This window comes from Paludibacter sp. 221 (genome assembly GCF_010501035.1).
Classification (GTDB): Bacteria; Bacteroidota; Bacteroidia; order Bacteroidales; family Paludibacteraceae; genus QVMH01.
On record NZ_QVMH01000006.1, the window covers coordinates 15,758 to 39,606 of the forward strand.

Here is a 23,849-nt window from a genome sequence, read left to right on the forward strand (position 1 = left end):
AGAGAGAATCAGCAAAAGTTGATTCTCTTTCTTTTTTTTATATAAACCCATTTACTTCGACCCTACTTCTTCATCGCCCTGTCCATCGAGCGTTTATCCTCTTTCTCCTTAAGGCTTTGGCGTTTATCATAGGTCTTTTTATTTGCTCCTCCCAAAATATTTCGCTCCTCTGTAGCTCTGTTTTTGCTTGTCGCTTTGGCTACAAATATTACGGTGCTCCACACCTTAAGGCACAGCGTGCCGTAATATTTGTAGCCTGTAAATGAGTGAAATAAACAAGGTGCAGAGCACCGTAATACTAAGTTAAATAAAATCTCCTGTCCCTCGTTTGCAACGAGGGATTAAATGGGAATCACGTTTTAAACGTAAAACCATTAACCTCTGGTTGCAAACGAGAGGTAGGTGTAATTTATTTTCGGCACAAGTTGCGCTTCGCTAAACTTGCGCCAATAGGTGAAGCAGGTAACAAATCCGATGAGACAGGTTTAACGATGGAACCTTATTTTCGGAAGCCAACCTTAGTAACATCAATGCTTTATGAAGTTCAACCTTATTACCTTATTTTTCAGATGATTTAATAAGCTAATAAGGTTGTTGGGTTTGCAACTCTGTTATTATTACTAAGGTTCAATATAAAATAAGATTTTTGCATTGTTAACCAGATGCTTATAATGGTATATTGTTTTAAAAGCACATTCTGAAAACAACCCATATTTGGCGCAAGTTTAGCGAAGTGCAACTTGTGCCAATAGGTTTAATACCTGATATTTTTAGCTTATATATTTTAGTCCTGAAAACAACAAATAAAGCGCATGAATCACTCACACGCTTTATTATTTTTATCCAAATGTATAATGAAAGAAAAAAATAAAACTCTTGGGTTAGAAGTTTATTGTTGCCGGGTCTGTCCCTCGTTTGCAACGAGGGACTAAATGGGAATCACGTTTTAAACGTAAAACCATTAACCTCTCGTTGCAAACGAGAGGTAGGTATAATTTATTTTCGGCACAAGTTGCGCTTCGCTAAACTTGCGCCAATAGGTGAAGCAGGTAACAAATCCGATGAGACAGGTTTAACGATGGAACCTTATTTTCGGAAGCCAACCTTAGTAACATCAATGCTTTATGAAGTTCAACCTTATTACCTTATTTTTCAGATGATTTAATAAGCTAATAAGGTTGTTGGGTTTGCAACTCTGTTATTATTACTAAGGTTCAATATAAAATAAGATTTTTGCATTGTTAACCAGATGCTTATAATGGTATATTGTTTTAAAAGCACATTCTGAAAACAACCCATATTTGGCGCAAGTTTAGCGAAGTGCAACTTGTGCCAATAGGTTTAATACCTGATATTTTTAGCTTATATATTTTAGTCCTGAAAACAACAAATAAAGCGCATGAATCACTCATACGCTTTATCTTTTTTGTCCAAATGTATAATGAAAGAAAAAATGACTTTCTTAAGGCTTAAAAAACAACTGTGGCCGAATCGCCAAACAAGGTCACTTGCAAGCGCGCTTCTTTGTTTTTAGGCTTCCAGTTTGCTCTTTTTATTTCGCTTTTGCGTAATTGTATTTCGTTTTTATTGCTTCCGGTAAGATTCAGAGTTGTTATCTCGCTGTTTTCCACATTCCATGTTTTAGTGTAATCGAGGTCAATATTCAGTTCATTCACTTTGCTGTTTTTTACAATGAATCCCTGACGGCCGCCGTTCATCATCGGGCTTAAAATGTTAATGTTGCATGAGTCTATCAGAACTTTCCCGTTGGTGCTGATTTTTACATTGTTGGTTTTAATGTCTTTTATTTCGGTAGCTATTTCATTCATCCTACACACTACATCGATATTAGAAGATGTCGGTATGTGAAAATTTAAGCCCGAAACGCTGTAGAATGTACGTTCGCTGCTATCTGTATTATAATTGCTGTAGACATCCTTTACTTTTATCATTATGCGTAGTGTATCGCCCAACGATTTTATATCGCTGTATTGCAGTACTTCTTCGGGAAGAGAAATAGTGTTCGGAGTACTTGCATCAGTAACGGGATGTAGATGAACAGTGCCTCCTATATACATGTTGAAATGTTTTGTCTCCGGTTCTTTTTCTATTAATATCGTTTTGAAAGGTTGTACCTCTACTTCGGTTATTTTGATTTGTGGTATATTTATCTGATTGTCGCTATAGGTGTTTTTATAATCTTTCCTGTCGGTGAATGAGAAGCCTATAATAAAGCCTATCGACAAAATGAATATAGCCAGTATAATGCTTAATACTATTTTGGTTGTAAGTCTCATATTTGCTTATTTTTTTGTTGTTTTACATATTGATTGTACATTTCAACTATTTTCTCCATAGGTATATCAAGCATTTGTACTTGTTTGAAAAAATCGTTGATTTCGTTTTGGAGAAAGTCGTTTTTCCTTATCGAAAGTATTTTCGCTTTAGCTCCGTTGGCTACGAAATATCCTATTCCCCGTTTGTTGTAAACAATATCCGAAGATTGCAAGTGCTCAAACGAGCGCATCACGGTGTTGAAATTTACTTCTACCATCGAGGCATACTCTCTTACCGATGGTATTCGTTCATCTTCCTTATATGTGCCAAGCAGTATTTCGTCGCATATCCGTTCGGCTATTTGCAAGTATATTGCTTTGTTGTCTTTAAAATTCATAGTTATAAGCGTTTAATTATTTCCGATTCCCTGAATCTGAAAAATGAGATAGTCCAGTTTGCCAAGGTAAAAAACAAGAGTATACAGGTAATTATTGTAAAGCCGGTACTTTCTTCTATCCTATTCATCGAAAATGAGTCTAAAACATTTCCGAATTGTGAAAAATCACCGTTGTAAAAAGCCATAATTGTCCATCTGCAAAGCATGATGAGTGCTCCCCAAATGATAATGCCCGCTGAGAATGTTTTTACAAATGTCGCCTTTTCCCAAAATGTAGCGCCAAGGATAAATAATGACTGGGTTAACGTGTATACACCTACCCACATAGAGAAGAAACTCCTGCTGAAAAAGACAAATGAGATATTGTTTTTACCCTCTGTAGGCATCATTCTGCCGAAATCCAACATAGGTATGTCGAACTGCGGGAACCGTATGGAAAGTATAGCCACCCGCAGCATATCGGCGAGCCATAAGCATACAAAAAACATAATTACATATCCTACAGATACGATGAGCCAGCGTGAAAGGAATTTTTCGAGATTGGACGAAGGGTTAATCAGGTATGCGATACGTTTTGTCTTGTTTCTCATTGGTTCCATAAAAGTGGAGGCAGTAAAGATGCCAAAAATGAGAAACAAAATAGAAGACCACGCTAATAGCAGTATCTCCGTATCATGGGCGTAACCCTGTTCGAGGTCTTTGTAATGGTCGAAAGAGATGGAAAGGAAGATGACAAACATAATTCCAAACATGGTTAGTGCTTGTACCGAATATTGTTTCCAGTTTTCCAAAAAGTTTTTTTTGGTAACAAACCAAAAACGTTTTATACTAAATATATTATTCATAATGTCTTGTTTTTGTGTTCAATAAGGTTTTATTTAAGTATTTGATAAAAAAATAATGTCGTATTTTAGCAGACGAGTAAACAAGAATTTAAGGAGAAAGTACTTTTGCCTTTAAACTTTTACCTTTTACCTCAGTAATTCGTAACTAACTAAATAAAATATTGATTTTGTCCGGATTACTTAGTACGCCGTTGAAGAGTGTCTCCAGATTCAAAATACTTTCGGCGTTTTCTTTGTTTGGCAATAGCGCATTATAACCCTGAATCGAAGGCGAAATATAAATAGCCTCTTCCAGATTGATATTATTGCCTCCGTTTACAAAATAAAGCCTTTCGCCTATTTCGGTAGCCGAAGCGTTGAGCAATACCTTGTTGTCTTCCAAGATAATAACCTGTTCTATCAGTTTCTCAACATCCTGTACCTGATGTGTCGAGATGATGATAGTGCGCTCGTCGGTCATGTTGGAGGCAATGAACTTTTTGAACTGGCTTTTGCCCGGTATATCCAACCCGTTGGTGGGCTCGTCCATGATTAACAATGAAGTGTTGGTAGCCAAAGCAAAGCTCATGAATACCTTCTTTTTTTGTCCCATCGAAAGCGCACCCAGATTAATATCCCCATCCAGTTCAAAATGGTTCAGGTTGTCATGTAATTGTTCTTTGCTGAATTTCGGATAAAAAGGCTGGTTTAGCGCAATGTACTTTTTCAGTGAAATATTGGGCAGCGAAAATTCTTCGGGTACAATGAATATATCGCTGAGGGTGGAGGGCAAGCGCTTCGATACATTTTCACCATTATATTGTATCAGTCCGCTGCGAGGTTGCAGCAAGCCTGTCATCAGATAGAGCAAGGTAGACTTGCCCGCTCCGTTTTTACCCAAAAGGCCGCAAACTTTTCCCTGTTCTATGCTTAAGGAGAAGTTTTTGAATACCTCTTTCTTTTTGTACTTAAAGCTAATGTTATCTACTGTAATCATGTTTAAATAAGGTTTAAATAATTTATTGATAGTAGTTTTTTGTGTTAATGGTGTAATAGTATAATAGTATACCGCAAATATATGAATAGATTTTATATATCCAAACAAATACAGAAAAAAATAAAAAAACTATTTTACAAGTGAAAAAGGTATATGCTAAATGTTGGGTTTACGTTTCAAAATAAGTTTAGTATTTTTGTGCCTTACATCAGATGTAAAAAATGAATATGAATAACATGTCGGTAATACTCCCTCCCGAATGGGCTGAACAACGCTTTGTGCAATTAACGTGGCCTCACGAAGATACTGATTGGGCATATATGCTCGATGAGGTAAATACTTGTTTTACGGATATAGCCCGCCAAGTATCTGAACGGGAGGATTTGTTGATAGTTTGCCGTTCGGAAAAGAGGACGCGGGAGTTGTTGAAGGAGATAAACCAATCACGCATAAAGTACGTAGAGTTGCCAAGCAATGATACATGGGCGCGCGACCATGGTGGAATCACTGTTTTTAAGCATGGAAAGAGAACGGTTTTAGACTTTACGTTTAATGGTTGGGGCATGAAGTTTGCAGCCAATTTCGACAATATGCTTACCCGTCAATTGCTCGAAGAAAGCATTTTTGGTGAGGCGAGCTATGAAAACTGCCTCGATTTTGTGCTTGAAGGCGGGAGTGTCGAATCGGACGGTGAAGGTACTTTGCTTACTACGGCCGAATGTTTGCTGTCCGATAATCGTAACAACAGGTCGAAAGAAGAAATAAAGCTTATCCTGAAAGAAAGGTTGGGAGCAGAACGGATTCTTTGGCTGCATCACGGCTATTTGGCAGGCGATGATACCGATAGCCATGTAGATACTTTAGCCCGCTTTTGTACGCCTGATATTATAGCGTATGTACAATGTACTGACGAAGATGATGAGCATTATGAGGAGTTGAAAAAAATGGAGGGTGAATTGAAAGCTTTCCGGATGTCAGATGGAAAGCCCTATAATCTTTTACCACTACCCATGGCTGATGTCGTATATGATGAAGACGGTGAGCGATTGCCTGCTACTTATGCAAACTTTCTTATTATGAACGGGGCTGTATTGCTTCCTTTTTATAATTCCGAGAAAGATGAAATAGCCAGGGAACAACTGCAAAAGGCGTTTCCCGACAGGGAGATAGTAGGTGTAAACTGCCTTCCTCTGATAAAACAGCATGGTTCATTGCATTGCGTTACTATGCAGTATCCGTAAATTACACAGAGTTGAGCAGAGAATAACACGGAGGAACACAGAGATATGGATTATAATAAGATTACAGAAATAATTATCGGGTGTGCTATTGAAGTACATCGCAATTTAGGTCCGGGCTTATTGGAGTCTACATACGAAGAATGTTTGGTGTATGAATTGAACAAAACAGGATTGAATGTTGTCCGTCAGGTTCCACTACCTGTTGTATATAAGGAAATTAAACTTGAGTGTGGTTATAGGATTGATATATTGGTAGAAGATAGTGTCATTATTGAATTAAAATCTGTTGAAAATTTTACGTCTGTTCATGAAGCACAAATCTTGACATATATGAAAATTGCAAATAAGCCGATAGGTTTACTGATAAATTTTAATGTAGCATTATTGAAAAACGGAATAAAAAGATATAAATTTTAATCTCGGGTAACTCTGTGTATTCTCAGTGTTACTCTGTGTAACAAACAATATGAAAGTAGCATTAATACAACAGTCGAATACGGCGGATATAAAAAGTAATATTCAGAAACTTGAAAACAATATCCGTTCTTGTGCTATGCAGGGGGCAGAATTAATTGTTCTACAGGAGTTGCACAATGGGCTTTATTTCTGTCAGACAGAGAATCCCGATGTGTTTGATCAGGCAGAAACCATTCCCGGCCCCTCTACCGATGCTTTTGGCAAAATAGCTAAGGAACTGGAGGTGGTTCTGGTTCTTTCTTTGTTCGAGAAAAGGGCGGCGGGACTATACCACAATACCGCTGTGGTAATAGAAAAGGATGGGACAATTGCAGGCAAATACCGTAAAATGCACATTCCTGACGATCCGGCTTATTACGAAAAGTTTTATTTCACCCCCGGCGATTTAGGATTCGAGCCGGTTGAAACCTCTGTAGGCAAATTGGGTGTCTTGGTTTGTTGGGATCAGTGGTACCCTGAGGCTGCACGGCTCATGGCGTTGGCCGGAGCCGATGTGCTTATATACCCCACGGCCATAGGCTGGGAAAGTACTGATGCCGATGAGGAGAAACAACGCCAGCTGGATGCATGGATTATTTCGCAACGGGCACATGCGGTGGCTAATGGCTTACATGTGTTGTCGTGCAACAGGGTGGGGTATGAGCAAGACCCTTCGGGTGTGACCAACGGTATTGAGTTTTGGGGTAATAGTTTTGTGGCAGGTCCTCAAGGTGAAATACTGATAGAAGCCGCTAATGATAAAGAAGAAAATGTAATAATAGATGTTGATTTGAAAAGAACGGAGGAAGTACGGAGGATGTGGCCGTTTTTCCGCGACAGGAGGATTGATGCTTTCGGAGATTTGACAAAACGTTGGAGAAAATAGTGTGTTTACATAAAATTATTGTAAATTTGTAGTTCGTCCGAAATAAAAAATAAAACAATTATGCCGAAAATATCTATCATTGTAGCGGTTGCAGATAATTATGCAATTGGAAAAGACAACAAATTGTTATGGCATTTGCCGGCAGATTTGAAACATTTTAAAAATTTGACTACGGGACATACCATTGTGATGGGGCGGCGCACTTTTGAAAGCCTGCCTAATGGCCCGCTTCCCAACAGGAAGAATATAGTTTTAAGCACGGTTGTATCCGAAGGAGTGGCCGAAGGTTATTTTGAAGCAGACTCTCTTGAAGATGCTTTTGAGCTTGCCGAAAACGAATCTGAGATTTTTGTTATAGGCGGTAGCTCTATCTATAAGCAGTGTATGGATACAGCCGACTATATGTATGTGACATGGGTGCGTGCCGATTTTCAGGCAGACGCCTATTTCCCTGAAATAGATTTCGATGTATGGAAAGAAGTGTCGAGAGAAGACCACAAAGCAGACGAAAAAAATCCCTATGATTATTCTTTTGTAGAATACAGACGGATATAGTAGCGTTAAAAAATAAAGCTTATAGTATTATAAAACTCTTATAAATGAGCCTTTTGAATAAAAATTCAAAAGGCTTTTTCTTGTTCGCCCAACATGTATTTACTCTACCGGGTGTAAGTCCCTAACATGCCCTGATAGCGGGAAATGTCCAGCCGAAGGCAAGGGTGTCCATTGTGTAATCAGAATGAAGCCGTAGGTAAATTTTCCATAAAATTTACCGGAATTAATGGTTCGATGAACCGGTTAAACAAAAAAAAGAAAGGTAACAATTTGTGCTTAAAGCACCGTACGGTAAGCTGCTAAAGTTCATGTGGTCTTGATTTTTATCTTCATGCGCTTGGAAAAAACGCCTTATTCATGTAATTTTACTTAACTAATCTTGAGCCTCTGAAAATATAATTTCGAAGCCCTACTTTAATGTAAGTTTGTCTTATTTTCTGTGAAAATTTCCCCAACTTTATACTCTTGAAAATAAAGCTCCGATATTTATTTGTATTTTTGTCCTGTTTATTAGTCGAAAACATATGCGTACATTAATTCAGCGGGTAAGTAAATCGAGTGTAACGGTCGAAGGGGTAGTGAAAGGAGAGGTAGGAACCGGGCTGTTGATTCTGGTGGGCGTAGAAGATGCCGATACCGATGATGATATTGACTGGCTCACGGGTAAAATAGTGAATCTACGGATTTTTGATGACGAGGGCGGTGTGATGAACCGTTCTATACTTGACGTAGAGGGAGACGTTCTTGTGGTAAGCCAGTTTACTCTCCACGCTTCTACCAAAAAGGGCAATCGCCCGTCCTATATCAAGGCTTCGAAGCCGGATTTTGCAATTCCGATGTACGATAAATTTTGCGACGAATTGAGTCTGAAGTTGAACAAAAGGGTTCAGACAGGTGTTTTTGGAGCAGATATGCAGGTGTCGTTAGTCAACGATGGCCCGGTTACAATTTGGATTGATAGTAAAAACAAAGAATAAAAAAGAAGGTTATGAAACACATTCCTAATTTTATCACATCGTTAAATCTTTTTGTGGGCTGTATTGCTGTATATCTGGGTTTTCAGGGCAATTATGGCTGGGCGTTTTTTTTCATTCTGCTTGCAGCAGTTTTCGATTTTCTTGACGGTTTTGCGGCACGTCTGCTGAAAGCATATTCAGCCATTGGTAAGGAGCTGGATTCATTGGCCGATGTTGTAAGTTTCGGGCTTGCACCGGGGGCTATGGCTTTTTCTGTGTTACAGCAAACAGAGTTGCATTATATCCTTCCTTTTGCCGCATTCCTGATTCCGGTATTTTCAGCATTGAGATTGGCTAAGTTTAATGTTGACGAGCGTCAAACTACTTCATTTCTTGGTTTGCCGGTTCCGGCAAATGCCATTTTCTGGGGCGGGGCAATATATACTTTTTACGATTTCTTTGTTTTTCAGCCTTGGGTATTGTGTGCCTTGATATTATTGTTCTGTGCGCTGCTTGTTAGCGAGATACCGATGTTCTCGCTCAAAATGAGCGGCTTCTCATGGAAGAAGTACAAAACGCAATATATTTTTATCTTGGGCTGCGTAGCCTTGCTTGTTTCTTTGTGGGATAATGCTTTTGCGCCTATTATTGCATGGTATATTTTCTACTCTGTACTGATATATATAATTTACCCTAAGAAAGCACCTACGAAGTAAAATATTTGCTTTTTGGGGCTTTTACGTCCATATAACGCATGTCAATAGAAATAACAAATCTTTCGAAAAGTTACGGAAACCAACCGGTACTCCGAGATGTAAACGTGAGTATTGGCGAGGGGGAAGTTGTTGGATTTCTTGGTCCTAATGGGGCAGGGAAAACCACTACTATGAAGATATTGACAGGGGCGGTGCCTTACGATGAAGGGGCGGTGAAGGTTTGTGGCTTGGAAGTAAAAGAGCATACGCTTAAAACAAGTGCATTGATAGGTTATCTGCCGGAGCAGAATCCCCTCTATACGGATATGTATGTGAAGGAATACCTGCTTTTTGTTGCAGATGCTTATAAGTTGGGTAAAGAAAAAAAACAACGTGTAGAGAAATTGATTGGGATGGTAGGACTCACTGCCGAATGTGGTAAAAAAATAGGGCAGCTGTCAAAGGGTTATCGTCAGCGGGTAGGGCTGGCACAAGCGTTAATGCCCGACCCAAAAGTCTTGATACTTGATGAGCCTACTACCGGGCTCGACCCTAACCAACTGGTTGAAATACGTGACCTTATTCGTGAAGTAGGCAGAGAGCGTACGGTATTGCTTAGTACGCATATTATGCAGGAGATAAAGGCAATATGCAACCGTGTGGTTATAATAAGCAAAGGGGAGATTGTAGCTGATTACCCTGACTTATCAGAGATAAACGCCATAGAAAAAGGTTGTTTCCGGTTTGAAGTAGAATTTCTTGAAAGTGCTGATATGGAGGAAATCCGGAAACTACCGAATATGCTTGCTGCTACAGCATTAAGCAATAGGCACTTTTTGCTGGTTGCGGACAAAGACATCAGGAGTGAGGTGTTTGACTTTGCGGTGGGTAACAATAATAAACTTTTAATGATAAAGCCACAAGAGAAAACTATAGAAGATATTTTCAGACAACTGACAAACTAACAAAAAGGCTATCCTAAAAGTAGGATAGCCTTTTTGTTAGTTTGTTCTGTCTTTTTGTGGCTTAAAAGCCTATTTTTCGTTAGAAAAATAAATGTACCATTTAATGAAGTTTATCCTATTCTTTTGCGTTAATCCTCTGTGTAAATCCAAATGATTTTTCAAATGACTGAAATAACCTTCAATGCCATTGGTAGTTTTAACCTGAGTTCTGGATAACCAGTGCCCTCGCAGTTTTACCTGTTATTTTTTTTCATATATCTGCGGATGAATTAACGTGTTCCACCAGCCCACCAAACCGGTTCTGTATAAATGTACTGTCCGTTTCCGTAAGCCTCTTGAACATTAGGATTGGCTGTTGTATCCGAATTTCCGTATGGACAACGGAGTGGGAACTTTCCTTCTGCATTTTTAGGATTTGCCAATGTGATAAAGTCATCGCCCATTGCTTGTAAGCGGCGAACATCGTTGTAGCACTCTGTGGCTTCGCCCGATGCTCCAAAGAATGCTATGTATTTCTGAATCATAACTTCTTTAAGAGGATTGGCATCGAACAATGGTTTTACGCTTGTTGTAAAGTAAGTAGCGGCTTCAGCAGGAGTTATTGCAGTTGTAGTTTCTTCCAAACCTCCATAAGTAAGAATTGCAGGAGCATTCATTGCAGCCTTTACACTTTCTTCTGTATTTGCTATTGCAGCAGCAATGGCTTTTTCAAGTGCATTTTCAGCATCGGTAAGTTCGCCTTTTCTTGCATGAGCTTCGGCTTTCAGAAACAATACTTCATGATAGCTTAAGAACAGGGTTGAAGCTATTTGAGAATAAACGAATGTTGAGGTGTTATAATAATATTGAATTTCTTGAACAGCTCCGTTCGATGCCATTCCGAAATTTTCAGCATCCGCTCCTTCTACTTGCGACCAACCTGCATCTACAAAAACACGGCGTAAACGTGGGTCATTTCTTTCAATCAGTTTGTCCGACATACTTTCACTTGCTGCCAGTCCGTCCCGGCTCCATTGGAAGTCGAATAATGGATTCAGGTTTGTAGCATCATATACATTGAAAGCCGCTTGATCGCTTACCGATGTAAAAGAATTATTTAAATAAGATAATACATTATCCAATTCAGTATTCATGTCAGATGTTTTGGCTAATAATCGCATGGTATAACGGGCTTTCAGGCCGTAAGCAAGTTTTAGCCATTTATTAGCGTCGCCGTTATACAGCAAATCATAGCTTCCTACGCTTCCTGTTAAGTGTTCGTCCGAACCTTGTAGGTCTGCGATTGCGGCATCCAGATAATTAATTACTCCTTTATAAATATCCTCTTGTTTGTCAATTTTAGGAGTCATATACAAAGGTCTGCCATGTTCGTCTCTAACACCGGCTTCACTCCAAGGAGCATCTCCAAACATATCTGCGATTAATGCCGAATTATAAGCAGCAAGTACTTCAGCTATACCTTTGGTTATTTGGTTGCCTTCTTGACTTCCGCCTTCGCTACATTTTTCAATGATTATTTTAGTGTTTTTTAATGCATCGTATAAGCTAAGCCATACATTATTGAATGTAGTAGCTGCGGATGGTTCTGTACTTCTCATCTCAGCTCTGTATAGTTGGTTGTGAATACCAACTTCGTGCTCAATGTATACCGAAGCATAAGTGCTAAGGTCGCCACCTATATTACGAAATGCGGTAGCGGTAATTACGTCGGCAAGAATATATTTTGCTTCCACGTCTTTTGTGTGGTCGTTATCTTGATTTACTTTATCAAGAGCATCCTCCGAACAAGAAAATAGGAGAGAGGAAAATACTAATAACCCAAATATTTTCTTCGTTATATCTAATATTGTTTTCATATATATTTCTCTTTTTTTAATTAAAATTTAACACTTATACCAAAACCAAAACTTGCAGTGCCCGGTAAAGAGAAACGCTCGAAAGCTCCGGACATGTTTGTATTTCCTTGAGATACTTCAGGGTCTAATCCCTCTAAAGTAGACCATAAAATCAGATTTCTAGCAAATGCACTCAGGTTAATTGATAAATTACTCTTGTCCCATACCGGATAGCTTAAAGCAATTTCTCTCAGTTTGATAAATGAATTTTCAACAACCATTGATTCTGATATGTCATTCAGTCGTGAAAAATAAGCAGAAGCATCATCTCCACTTATGTAGATGTCGTTAGGAGCATAAGTTGTATTACCGTCGCCGTCAGTTCCTACAATTTTCACGGCGTCTTGTTCGAATAAGAAGCTTTCCATCTTTCTGAAATCAGCAGTTTTTTGGCTCACTCCGTAATAATCCAACAATCCGGGAGTTGCTGCATATATAACACCACCTTGTTTCCAATCGAAGACTGCAGATAGTTTGAATTTGTATATTTCGAATGAAGTGTTGAAACCTAAGCGGAAATCAGGAGAAACATCTCCCAGTACTTCTTCTTTTCCCGGCATTGGCAAACCATCATCATCGACAATAATTTGTCCCTCGTCGTTGCGTAAATAGCTAATTCCGTATATAACAGGAAATTTATAGCCAATTCCGGCACGTACCTGCGGTTCAACAAAACCTCCTAAGAAAATACTCTCTACCCCGGGAGCCAGCTCGTCCACATAGTTATCAATTTTTGTGAAATTGAATGCGAAATCCCATTTGAAATTTTTATTGTTTATAGGATTAAAACCTAAAGTAACTTCGTGAGCATTGGTATGGATTGAACCTCCGTTTGTCACAAGGTATTCGTAACCGGTAGAACCGGCTAATGGAATATCAAAAATCTGGTCTTTAGCATTTTGGCGTGAGAAAGTATAGTTTAAATACATCAGCCCATTCCAGAAAGTTAAATCGGCTCCGATTTCGTACGAAGTGGTGTTCTGTGGTTTCAGGTTAGGGTCATATAAATATGGATATGGTGTAAATGCCTTTACGTTTCCAAAAGGATAGGTAAGCGGATAGCCTGAAGAGAAACCTCCACTATATATAGGTGTAGTGTAATAACTTTCATAATAATCTCCGGCCTGTCCTACTTGTGCATATGATGCCCGTAATTTACCAAAAGTGAGTACATTGTTGCTTAATGCGTCAAGTTCGGTGAAAATCCATCCCAGCGAAACAGAAGGGTAGGTAAAAGAGCGGTTGTTGCGTGGCATATTAGAAACAAGGTCATTACGTACAGTGGCGTTTAGATACAGCATGTTTTTGTATGCCAAAGAAATATTTCCGAAGTTTCCGAAAGTTCGTTTATTTCTTGTAGCTTCGTCTCCTACATATACAAGCGCGTTGGACATATGATTCCAGCCGGAGAACATGAAATTTCGTCCGGATGCTTGTGTATATAGTCTTTTACTTTGTATAAGTTCGTTACCATAAAGCAGGTCAAGAACAAGGTCATCATTGATTATCCAGTTGTATGTTGCTACAAATAGTGAGTTCAACTCGCTTCTGGTTACAACATAGTGTTCTACTTCTCCTTGTCCACCTGAGTGTCCATATCCAAACATGTCGCGATAATCTGTGCTATAAGAGTCTGTTCCGAGTTGATATTTCAGATTCAGTTTGCTGTTATTGCTGAATGTAGTGGCATAGTTTAAGAAAGCATTTCCAAAGAAGCGTTGAGTTTGTTCTGTGAATTTGTTGTTTTCAATAGCCCAGTAGGCCGCGTCAAAAGCACCTCCTCTGAAATTATTTTGCCTGTATGGGTCGCCCTCAATATGTGCCGGGATACCTGCCATGTCGTAACTTGCTGGTGCACCGTAAACTGTTGCAACTATACCGTCGTTTGCGCCTGTTTGTTTCGAAATGTTTGTTGATACAAAGTTACCTGTTACTCCGGTGCTAAAATGCTTAGATAATTGTAGTTCTGTAGTAAACTTAGCATTATATCTGTTCATTCCCGTGTTTGGAATGATACCTTCGGTGTTAGTGCTTCCCAAACTTAAGGAGAAACTACCTTTTTCAAGTCCTTTTGCTACATTCACCGAATTGCTCCATGTGATACCGGTTTGGAAAAAATCTTTAGCATTATTGTATGACTGAGGGAGTGCCCAACCATCCAGACCTGCAGCAGCACGTTTAGGTACATAATAATAACCCTCCTTCATACCATACTCATTGGTATAATCATTCACTGTGTTTCCGCCATAATTAGGGTCATTAGGTAGTTCAGATATTTTTGGCCCCCAGCTGAGTGACGAGTTAGGGTCGTAAACTAACTTACCATTTTTGTCTCTCGAACCTTGAGCAAATTCGGTTTGAAATTTAGGCAAGGTGGAGATTACATCAAATGAAACATTTGAATTAATGGTAACTGTAGCTTTATCTTTTCTAGCACCTTTCCCACTTTTTGTAGTTATAACTACTACACCGTTTGAAGCACGCATACCGTAAAGTGCCGAAGCTGCTTGACCTTTCAATATGTTGATGCTTTCAATGTCGCTCGGGTCGATGTCTAAAGCTCTTGTTGAATAGTCAGTACCTGTTACAGAGTTCAATGTTGAGATATCTGCAGTGGAATTAATAGGCATTCCGTCCACAATATATAGGGGAGTATTGTCGCCTGTAAATGAGCGCGAACCACGAATGGTTATTTTAGAAGAGGCACCGGGCATCCCTGATGATGGAATGATTTCAACACCCGATACTTTTCCTTGTAAGGCGCTCGACAGATTGGTGTTTCCCGCTTGATTTAGTTGTTCCGAATTTACTTCCTGTACGGCATAACCCAATGCTTTTTTCTCCTTTGAAATACCCAATGCGGTTACAACAACTTCGTCCAACACTTTTGCATCATTCTCCAATTTTACAACCATGTTGTTTGATGCTGGTACTTCTACTTGCTTCATACCGATGAATGAAACAACCAAAACGCTTGATGTATTTGGCACTGTAATGCTAAATTCTCCATCTACATCGGTAATAGTACCAGTGCTGGTGCCTTTTAGCAAGATTGTAGCACCGATAATCGGTTCTTCATTTTCCGCAGAAAGAATTTTTCCGGAAATCGAACGTGACTGAGCATAACTCAATCCAATGCCTACTAAGAAAAAGCAGGCTAATAACAACGTTAGTCTTCTCATAAATTTTACACTTTGTTTATTACTAATAACTAATAGTATAATAAACAAAAAAAATGATTTTTTGTTTACTTTATTTTTATTCACAAATATTAGAATTTGCAAATATATAAATTATTTGTAATAAACAAGTTGAAATTTATGTTTTGTAGCTGTAAAATATGACTATTTTATGTTTCTGTGTTGTAAAATATTACTTTTTGTAAGTATGAGGGTGCAAATTTCAAGTCGGCTTCTATAATGATAAAGCTGAATGTTATGTGGTAGGAGTATGTTGTAAGTGTTCCTTGTGTGCTAAGATAACTTGGTTTTTTATTGTGCTTTTGTAGACTGTTTTTTAGTTGTCTGAAGCTTTTTTGTGAAAATCTGTTCTGATTTTAAATACTCAATCGCTTTAATGCTGTTATGATTTTACTTCGATAGATACTTTTTCTACTTTTCCTCCTAATGGGGGATTCATTTTGGATAATCTCACTTTAAATGAACTTACCTGCGGAAACAGCTCGGATAATGAGTCGATGATTCGTTGTGCGACATGTTCAATCAGATTGGAGGGAATTTCCATTTCTTTTTTCACAATGTCGTATACACTCTGATAGTTCAGTGTGTCCTCTAGTGCATCTGTCTTTCCTGCTTTATTTGTGTCAAGTTCGAAGTCGACGGTTACATAATAAGTGTTTCCCAATTGTTTTTCATGCTCCAGACAACCGTGGTAGGCATGAAATTCCATATTCTCTAACGTTATAATACTCATGTCGGATTTTTATGATATAAAAATAAGCCTTTCTATATTGCTATAGAAAGGCTTAAATCTTTATGGTGTTTTTTTCTTATTTGCTGAACATTAAGTCGCAACGACGGCTTGTAGAGTAATAGTCTTTGTTTGGAGCAAGGAGTTTACCTTTACCGTTTGCCAATATGCGGCTTTCATCAATTCCCCAAGTTTTAACCAGTTCGTTCTTGATTATGTCTGCACGACGTTGGCTTAACTTTTGATTGTAAGGATCTGCACCTACCGGGTCGGTATAACCTCTTACTTCCAACAAGATTGATGTGTCTTCTTTCATTTTAGCAGCTGTGTTTGCAATGATAGCCATAGCTTCTTTGTTTAAAGTAGACTTGTCGAAGTCGAAGTAGATAGAACTGATGCTTGCAATGTCAGAACCTGTTTTGATTGTTCTTCCCCAGAAGTCAACCAATACTGTGTTACCCTGAGTATCTGGTTCTAAGTCTCTGCTATCTGGAACTCCATCACCGTCAGTGTCAGGACCTTCGTCAAACAAGCTTTCAACATATGCTAATCTATCGGCAATAGTATCTACACGTTGTTCTACGCCATTCATTCTGTTGTTTAAGTCGCTTATTTGATCTTGAATGTTAGCGACAGAATTTTCCGGAGCATATACATCCCAGTTTACACGACGTGAATGATATTTATCTTTGCCTGTGAAGTTCCAACGCAAACTTAAGTTCAAGTTGCTCAACTGGTCGTTAGAAACACCTGCATATGTGTAGTTTTTAACACCTGCTGTTTCTAATTTTTTTACACCACCTTCAATGTTATCATTAGTGTATATGTTGTGCTGAACTCTTAGACCTAATGCAAGGTTTCTTGCCAAATAGAATTCTAAATGAACTCCCAATGGAATAACTCCTGTGTTTTTAGCTTCTTCGCCATCTGTCGATCCGTCTGCATACTCAAGGCTTGAAGTATAGCGTGCAAGACCTGCTCCGACGTTTAACCACAGTGCCCAGCGGCTTGATTCTTCGTAAGCATAATTTAAAACGTTGATACCTACATAAGGATAGATGTGATGAATGCGTGAGGTAAAAGAACCTGCTGCATCTTCATTTCCTGTTGTATTGTAGAAGTATCCTAATCCAATGCTGTATGATGGATTGATAGTGTACCCCAATGTACCTCCTACAGTTAAATGGTCAAGCGGATTTTTGAATGATTTTCCTAAATCAACTTTCATATCACCAATGAATGTGTTCAAGCCACCTTCGAGGGTCAATGTCCAATGTGAAAAATTTTCTTTCTTAAATTGACGATAAGCAATTGCTTGCTCTTTAGCCTGTTCTCTAGCTTGTTCTTTTTCTTCTTTTGTTTGAGAAGTTACCAGAACGTTAAAAGATAACAGAAATACACAAAATAACCCTAAAACTCTTTTCATACTATTATAATTTCTGAGTAAATAAAACAATTTCTTAAATTTTTATTATTTAAAACAACATTCAATTCCTAATTAACTTAAAGCGAGTGGTTTGATAACTGTGAAAATTGCTTTTAAACACCTTTGTTTTAAGAGCATAACACTACCTTTTATTCTTAATTTGGTTGCAAATATATTATTAATCCCCAAATAATACAAATAAAATCAATAAATAAGCAACTTTTTTATAGTTAAATGATTAATAAACCATTAGTACGCTTTAATAATGAAAAAGCAGGCGATAAGCAGTTTGTTTTGCAATCTTTTTTTCTCATATACTATTAAACAACTTAAATGTAAAATAGTTTTACGATTGGGCAAAAATAATGAAACTTTTTTCGAGTATGTTTATTTTAACTTGTTTTTTTTGTTTCTATTCGGTTTTTCCTGCAATTTTTTTTGCCAAATCCTCAAATGCCAAACTGGTGATGCTGTTATTTTTAGCTGAAACAGGGGTTCCTGAGTCACCTCCTTCGCGGATACCTTGTACCAAAGGAATTTCTCCTAAAAATGGAATGTTCATTTCTTCAGCTAAACGTTTTCCTCCCTCTTTTCCAAATATATAATACTTATTATCAGGAAGTTCGGCAGGGGTAAACCATGCCATGTTTTCGACTAATCCAAGTATGGGGACGTTAATTTTATCATTGGAAAACATGTTTATGCCTTTGCGTGCATCGGCCAGTGCCACATCCTGCGGGGTTGTTACAATGATAGTACCTGTTATTCCCAGTGTTTGTACCAAGGTTAAATGAATATCGCTGGTTCCGGGTGGCAAATCGATAATAAAATAATCCTGTTCTCCCCAATAAGCATCTTTTATTAGTTGTTTTAAGGCGTTGCTCGCCATGCCTCCCCGCCATATTAATGCGTTGTCGGGGTCGACAAAGAAACCTATAGACAGAATTTTCACACCGAATTTTTCTATCGGCATTATATATTGTTTCCCGTCTATATCCTCTCCAATGGGTTGTGCATCTTCCAATCCAAACATTTTAGGGATTGAGGGTCCGTGTATGTCGGCGTCAAGAAGTCCTGTCTTATACCCTAACTTAGCTAATGCAACAGCCAGATTTGCCGAAACGGTTGATTTTCCTACACCACCTTTGCCCGAAAAAACAGCGATAATATTTTTCACCAGCGGAAGGGCTTTAGGTTCTTCGGCAGGAGCTTGTTCCTTATATTTTATTTGTATATTGCCTTTGATGTCAACGGATTCGTCAATATAAGTCAATATAGCCTGTTCAGCGGCTTTTACTACCGATTTGGCAAAAGGGTCATTTTTTTTATCGAAAACGATAGAGAAAGACACCTTGTTTTTATCTATCCGTATGTCATCTTCTACCATATTGGCCGACACTATATCCTGTCCTGTACCGGGATAACGGACGTGTGTGAGTGCGTCGAGAATTAGTTTTGGGTATAGTTGAATTTCCATAATTCCGTCTTTTCTGTATTATTTAATGTGCTATTGAGGATTTGTCCGTTGATTTCTACCGAAACTGCGGTAAGAGTCTTTCTCGATTTCAACGTCAGGTTCAATAAAATGTTCACGTTTTTCTAAAACGAACTGTATGTATTTGATATCAATCCCCCGGCTAATCCACTGTTGCTCGTAAAAAGTTTGGATGCTTAATATAGGGTCGACCAAGCCGGAGTGATATAAATCGGTTGTAGAAAATGCTACCGGATAATTATTAGCTTTTACCATTTCAGACGTATAAGTAAACATAAAGTTGCTGTCAGTCTTTAAATGTATGATACCTTTGTCTTTCAGAATTTGTTGGTACAGCTTCATGAAATTTGTTGCGGTCAGGCGCTTGGTGGTCTTTTTCATCTGTGGGTCGGGAAATGTAAGCCATATTTCGCTGACCTCATTCTCGGCGAAAAAATGATTAATCATTTCTATGTTTGTACGGACAAAAGCTGCGTTTTTCATTCCGCTTTCAAATGATTCTTTTGCACCTGTCCATATCCGTGCTCCCTTTATATCTATCCCAATGAAATTTTTATCAGGAAATAGCCTTGCCAATCCTACAGTATATTCACCTTTACCGCATCCTAATTCGAGTACGATGGGGTTGTCGTTTTTGAAAAACTCGTTCCATTTCCCCTTTAGCTCAAAAGAAGAACCGCTTTGTAGAGCGGTTGATGGAATCTGAAAAACGTGTGGATATGTTTCTAAATCGGCAAATTTAGCCAGTTTGTTTTTTCCCATAAAATAGAGTAACTCTTGTTGTTCAAATGTTATTTTTCATCAAGTTTTTCTACACGTATACCAATATCCGTGATTCCCTTTAAATCTTCCGTTCGCATGCCGTGTGTTATGTCGAAGGTGTATTTCCCTGATTTCTGAAAATAGATGCTTTCTTTATATATTACAGGCATTTCTTTAGTCGAACCGGCTCCTGTTCCAAGCCATTTTCCGCGATGGTCGGCTAAGTAAAATTCGATAGTATCATTACTCATCGCATCATCAGGCTGTGTTTCTGAGAGGAACAGCCAAAGATTCTGGTAAGGATAATCGGGCGTGTTGCGCACATTTATATATATATTGTATGAAGCGATGGTATCGACAATGTCAAACTCAAACGTATATATACTATCCTTGTTCCATCCATTGGGGTTCACGGCGTGATAGCTCAAATAAACGTTGTTATTCTTGCACGAGGAAAAGAGAGCTACTGCCAGCAATGTTATGAATAAGAGTTTTTTCATTGTTTTGGAGCGTTATTGCCGTTATTAGGATTATTAGGGTTCTTCGGGTTTCTTTGGTTCCGGTTGTTCCTCTTGTTTCTCGGCTTGTTTCTTTTTTTCTTGTCATTGTCAAATCGGGTCAGGCTGTCTTGTCCCACTACGTTTTCGTAATCAACAGGAGTTGCCTTAGATGCTTTTTCCTCTTTGGGGTCGGTCAGCGATTCCGGCTTACGTCCCTTTTTGTTCATTGCTATAATTTCCTTAGCTCTTTCGGCCGAAATGGTAATAAGATTGGCTCCAAAGGTAGGCGAGGTTGAATAGGTAATTAATGCTTTGAATACGTCGGTTTTGAAATGAAAATAAACACTATCCAATGTTTCGAGTTGAATTTCTTTCGATGGCAAATCCTTTGTTGCATCCACGTATACATCCAATTCGAAATTCATGCAGCATTTTAGTTTTGCACATTGCCCTGCCAACTTCTGAGGGTTTAGCGATATGTCCTGATAACGGGCTGCGCTGGTCGATACCGAGCAAAAGTTTTTCATCCATTTGGAGCAGCATAACTCGCGTCCGCAGGGTCCGATGCCGCCTATACGTCCGGCTTCCTGTCTTGCCCCGATTTGTTTCATCTCGATACGTATGCGGAAAGTTTCGGCAAATACTTTGATGAGTTGGCGGAAATCGACCCGCTCGTTGGCAATATAGTAAAAGATAGCTTTGTTGCCATCGCCCTGATACTCAACGTCTCCTATCTTCATGTCGAGTTTCAGATCTTCGGCAATCTGGCGCGATTTAATCATCGTGTTTTGCTCCTTGGCTTTGGCTTCGTGATATTTTTCCATATCACTATCTTTGGCCTTGCGGTAAACACGCTTGATTTCCATTTTTTCAGGATTAAACTTACACTTCTTCATCTGTGCCAATACCAGTCTGCCTATGAGTGTAACTTCTCCTATATCGTGTCCGGGAGATGCTTCTACAGCAACCATATCTCCTTTTTCGAGCGGAATTTTATTACTGTTCAGGAAGTAGCCTTTTCTTGTGTTTTTAAATTGTACTTCAACAAAATCAGTATCTTTTTCGGTTTCGGGCAGGTCGCACATCCAGTCGTACACACTGAGTTTTTTGCTGCTGGCATTTTTGCAGCCTTTTTTGTTCATCCCGTAACCGCCTATATCAAGTTTGTAATCCATAAGTTATTTTATTTTTTGTGAGCTATTCAGAAAAAAAGGCGCTTTCTTTTCGGAAGGCTATAACCATTTTTTTGAATGAATATATATTGTAGCCATTTATAATAAATGGCGGCTTGTTCTTTTTACTAACGTTTTAATAACATGATGATTTTCAGAACCAAGTCGAAAAATATCATTTTTGCGTTTACATTCTGTTCTATTTGCCTTTCGGCTAATGCAAACTCGCTTACAAGGTCTTCCACGTTCCGTTCGTTAATGAATGGGGAAAACTTTTGAGAGAAATTATCCTCGTACGAGGTTAAATAATTCAATTCCGGCTGATGGAGGTTCAAAATAAAGTTCTCACGAATCATTCGCTGGGCGTAAGCAAGAAATTTTTTCTGACGCTCGCGGCCTACCGAAGCGGCCGACATGTCGTCGGCCCACTTTTTTAGCGTTTTGAGCGAGGCGTGGTCTTTCCTGTTGCCTACCTGCCATGATAAACGCATGATGGAAACGAAGCGTTCAAAATTTAACTTATTCTCGTTATCATCTTCCAATATGTTGCTTGCCTGCAAGTAACTGCCGTTTGCCGTACGGGCAGCGTTGTAAGCATCTTCCTCTTTTATGTCGGAGTTCTTTGTTAAAAGTGCCTGAATGATTTCCTCGTCGGTCAGCTTAGGGATATTTATCTGCTGCGTACGCGATAATATGGTGGTAATTATTTCGTCCGGAGCATTGGAAACCAACAGAAATAATGTTTTTTCATACGGCTCTTCAAGTATTTTTAGGAGTTTGTTTGCCGCGGTTGTATGCATTTTTTCGGGAAGCCAGATTATCATTATCTTATATTCGGCTTCGTACGTTTTCATGCTCAGTTTGCGTACAATCTCTTCACTCTCGTTTGTATAAATCATTCCCTGCTTGGTGGTTCCTGAAATTTTGGAATACCAGTCGTCAACGCTAAAATAAGTTTTCTCCAGTACTATATCGCGGAAATCGGCTATGAAATCGTCGCAGACAACAGAGGTTTTCCCGGCAGGCTTTATTATCGGAAATACAAAGTGCAGGTCGGGATGAACCAATTTGTTGAACTTTACGCATGAAGGACATACGCCGCATGAGTCGTTTTCTTTTCGGTTTTCGCAACAGATATATTGCGCATAGGCTATTGCCAAAGGTAGCTTACCTACTCCTTCGGTTCCAAACAGAAGTTGAGCGTGGGGTATCCGTTCTTCTTTAACCGAGCGGATAAACCTTTGCTTAATACTTGCTTGACCTATAACTTGTGAAAACAACATTTGTTTGGAATAACTTTTCGTCCGAAAAAAAAACGATAATATAAAACACGCAAATTTACATAAAAAATTTGATTTATGTGCGGGCTGTTTTTATGGCGTGTTTTTGCAAAAGAGTTTTATCTTTTGAGAAATCTTTTTTCGAGCAGGTGCCATGAAAGGAATCCGGTTGATATTACGACCAAGACAACTATCAGAGCTACTATGTATGGGTTGTATCGTTCGAAATATCCAAAATTAATTGCTAATTGGATTATTGGGTAATGGTATATGTATATTCCGTATGAAATGTCGCCATATTTACCAAAATTATTCAGTTTTTTGAAACTGTATGCAAATGAAAATATAATACATGAAAGTGCAAATGGGGTGAGTATTTCTATGTCCATAAACATTTCGAATATATATAGTATTATGCCTATGGATAAAAAATGAAATTTATGTTTTATGAAATAATCGAAATAATAATAGAATGCGATACCACACGAAAAATAAGATATAAAGCCCGGTAGCTGGCGTGCAAGTATCACATAAGAGTGATTGCCTGTTGAGTGGCCGAGATGGGATAGGTAGAGCCTGTAAGCAACAGAAACAATATACAGCGTAGCGAATAGTATGTATTTTTTTTTAATTCTTTTTGCGAAATATAGTATGACGGGTATTGAAAGATAGAATGCGACTTCGATTTTTATCGTCCACAATGAGCCGTTGACAAAACAGTAGGTTGACGATTCGCCGGTAAAGACACCCGGCAAGCAGGGTTGAAGAAAATTGAGAAAGCTGAGGTTGGCTGCCAGATAACGATAAAATTGCGTGCTTGTAAAATAATCGACAAAAGAGTACTCGCTGATTAGCGAAAATCCGAAAGCGCATAATAATATAATCAAAATGTAAGGGGGGAGTATTCTTGCTGCCCGTTTTTTCAGGTAATCTTTAAAAGACTTACTCCGTATGTAGCTTCCTGCGATTAAAAAACCACTGATACAAAAAAAGCCTGTTATTGATACATAAGTATTAAAATAAGGTGTATATTTCTGAAAAACCTCAAGGTCGGAAATAACTATAATATGACCAATAACAACGATGAATGCGAAAAATATTCTTAAAAAATCAAAGTTGTTTTGTCTCATTTTATCAGGT

The 23,849-nt window shown here is 38.6% G+C and carries 21 protein-coding genes and 1 pseudogene; 7 read left to right on the plus strand and 15 right to left on the minus strand.

What is annotated here, in order from left to right:
• Positions 1-62: 62 nt before the first annotated feature.
• The 5 genes and pseudogenes from D0T49_RS02395 to D0T49_RS02415 all read right to left on the minus strand — a co-directional run.
• A pseudogene (locus D0T49_RS02395) lies at positions 63-140 on the minus strand (SsrA-binding protein); the annotation flags it as partial.
• 1,329 nt (positions 141-1,469) lie between these two features.
• Complete coding sequence (locus D0T49_RS02400) at positions 1,470-2,297, minus strand: hypothetical protein (RefSeq protein ID WP_163628994.1); 828 nt, start codon at positions 2,295-2,297, stop codon at positions 1,470-1,472.
• Entirely contained in the window at positions 2,294-2,674 is a 381-nt protein-coding gene (locus tag D0T49_RS02405; protein ID WP_163628995.1) for a GntR family transcriptional regulator, read from the minus strand. The genes D0T49_RS02400 and D0T49_RS02405 overlap by 4 nt, the downstream gene beginning before the upstream one ends.
• 2 nt (positions 2,675-2,676) lie before the next feature.
• On the minus strand, positions 2,677-3,519 hold the full coding sequence (locus D0T49_RS02410) for a hypothetical protein (RefSeq protein WP_163628996.1): 843 nt from the start codon (positions 3,517-3,519) through the stop codon (positions 2,677-2,679).
• A gap of 145 nt (positions 3,520-3,664) precedes the next feature.
• Entirely contained in the window at positions 3,665-4,495 is an 831-nt protein-coding gene (locus tag D0T49_RS02415) for an ATP-binding cassette domain-containing protein (RefSeq protein WP_163628997.1), read from the minus strand.
• Positions 4,496-4,722: 227 nt separating this feature from the next.
• Here D0T49_RS02415 and D0T49_RS02420 point away from each other — a divergent pair, with 227 nt between their 5' ends.
• From D0T49_RS02420 to D0T49_RS02450, 7 genes are all read left to right on the plus strand, one after another.
• Positions 4,723-5,736: an agmatine deiminase family protein gene (locus tag D0T49_RS02420; protein WP_163629069.1), complete on the plus strand. Its 1,014-nt coding sequence runs from the start codon at positions 4,723-4,725 to the stop codon at positions 5,734-5,736.
• Between the two features lie 45 nt (positions 5,737-5,781).
• Complete coding sequence (locus D0T49_RS02425) at positions 5,782-6,153, plus strand: GxxExxY protein (RefSeq protein WP_163628998.1); 372 nt, start codon at positions 5,782-5,784, stop codon at positions 6,151-6,153.
• 49 nt (positions 6,154-6,202) lie between these two features.
• Complete coding sequence (locus D0T49_RS02430; RefSeq protein ID WP_163628999.1) at positions 6,203-7,078, plus strand: carbon-nitrogen hydrolase; 876 nt, start codon at positions 6,203-6,205, stop codon at positions 7,076-7,078.
• A 60-nt stretch (positions 7,079-7,138) separates the two neighbouring features.
• The gene (locus tag D0T49_RS02435) at positions 7,139-7,633 is read left to right on the plus strand and encodes a dihydrofolate reductase (RefSeq protein ID WP_163629000.1); all 495 of its coding nucleotides are present in this window, start codon (positions 7,139-7,141) and stop codon (positions 7,631-7,633) included.
• A 524-nt stretch (positions 7,634-8,157) separates the two neighbouring features.
• Positions 8,158-8,610 carry a D-aminoacyl-tRNA deacylase gene (gene dtd / locus D0T49_RS02440; RefSeq protein ID WP_163629001.1) on the plus strand — a complete coding sequence of 151 codons (453 nt, stop codon included), beginning with the start codon at positions 8,158-8,160 and terminating at the stop codon, positions 8,608-8,610.
• Positions 8,607-9,305, plus strand: coding sequence for a CDP-diacylglycerol--serine O-phosphatidyltransferase (pssA, locus tag D0T49_RS02445; RefSeq protein WP_370519574.1), 699 nt, complete (start codon positions 8,607-8,609; stop codon positions 9,303-9,305). The genes dtd and pssA overlap by 4 nt, the downstream gene beginning before the upstream one ends.
• 38 nt (positions 9,306-9,343) lie before the next feature.
• The gene (locus D0T49_RS02450) at positions 9,344-10,249 is read left to right on the plus strand and encodes an ATP-binding cassette domain-containing protein (RefSeq protein WP_163629003.1); all 906 of its coding nucleotides are present in this window, start codon (positions 9,344-9,346) and stop codon (positions 10,247-10,249) included.
• Between the two features lie 269 nt (positions 10,250-10,518).
• On the opposite strand, the gene D0T49_RS02455 is transcribed toward D0T49_RS02450, so the two are convergent.
• The 10 genes from D0T49_RS02455 to D0T49_RS02500 form a co-directional block, all read right to left on the minus strand.
• On the minus strand, positions 10,519-12,105 hold the full coding sequence (locus D0T49_RS02455) for a SusD/RagB family nutrient-binding outer membrane lipoprotein (RefSeq protein ID WP_163629004.1): 1,587 nt from the start codon (positions 12,103-12,105) through the stop codon (positions 10,519-10,521).
• A 20-nt stretch (positions 12,106-12,125) separates the two neighbouring features.
• Positions 12,126-15,326 (minus strand): SusC/RagA family TonB-linked outer membrane protein, encoded by a 3,201-nt coding sequence (locus D0T49_RS02460; protein WP_163629005.1) that lies wholly within the window; start codon positions 15,324-15,326, stop codon positions 12,126-12,128.
• A 400-nt stretch (positions 15,327-15,726) separates the two neighbouring features.
• Positions 15,727-16,077 (minus strand): dihydroneopterin aldolase, encoded by a 351-nt coding sequence (gene folB, locus D0T49_RS02465; RefSeq protein WP_163629006.1) that lies wholly within the window; start codon positions 16,075-16,077, stop codon positions 15,727-15,729.
• Between the two features lie 76 nt (positions 16,078-16,153).
• Positions 16,154-17,302 carry an OmpA family protein gene (locus D0T49_RS02470; protein WP_239056990.1) on the minus strand — a complete coding sequence of 383 codons (1,149 nt, stop codon included), beginning with the start codon at positions 17,300-17,302 and terminating at the stop codon, positions 16,154-16,156.
• A gap of 610 nt (positions 17,303-17,912) precedes the next feature.
• Positions 17,913-18,971: a P-loop NTPase gene (locus D0T49_RS02475; RefSeq protein ID WP_370519575.1), complete on the minus strand. Its 1,059-nt coding sequence runs from the start codon at positions 18,969-18,971 to the stop codon at positions 17,913-17,915.
• Between the two features lie 36 nt (positions 18,972-19,007).
• A complete protein-coding gene (gene trmB, locus D0T49_RS02480) occupies positions 19,008-19,757 on the minus strand; it encodes a tRNA (guanosine(46)-N7)-methyltransferase TrmB (protein ID WP_163629009.1) in 750 nt (249 codons plus the stop codon).
• Positions 19,758-19,786: 29 nt separating this feature from the next.
• Positions 19,787-20,257 (minus strand): gliding motility lipoprotein GldH, encoded by a 471-nt coding sequence (locus tag D0T49_RS02485; protein ID WP_163629010.1) that lies wholly within the window; start codon positions 20,255-20,257, stop codon positions 19,787-19,789.
• Complete coding sequence (locus D0T49_RS02490; RefSeq protein WP_163629011.1) at positions 20,254-21,432, minus strand: regulatory iron-sulfur-containing complex subunit RicT; 1,179 nt, start codon at positions 21,430-21,432, stop codon at positions 20,254-20,256. The genes D0T49_RS02485 and D0T49_RS02490 overlap by 4 nt, the downstream gene beginning before the upstream one ends.
• Positions 21,433-21,557: 125 nt before the next feature.
• Positions 21,558-22,712, minus strand: coding sequence for a DNA polymerase III subunit (locus D0T49_RS02495; RefSeq protein WP_163629012.1), 1,155 nt, complete (start codon positions 22,710-22,712; stop codon positions 21,558-21,560).
• Between the two features lie 116 nt (positions 22,713-22,828).
• The gene (locus D0T49_RS02500; RefSeq protein ID WP_163629013.1) at positions 22,829-23,839 is read right to left on the minus strand and encodes an acyltransferase; all 1,011 of its coding nucleotides are present in this window, start codon (positions 23,837-23,839) and stop codon (positions 22,829-22,831) included.
• Positions 23,840-23,849 lie beyond the last annotated feature (10 nt).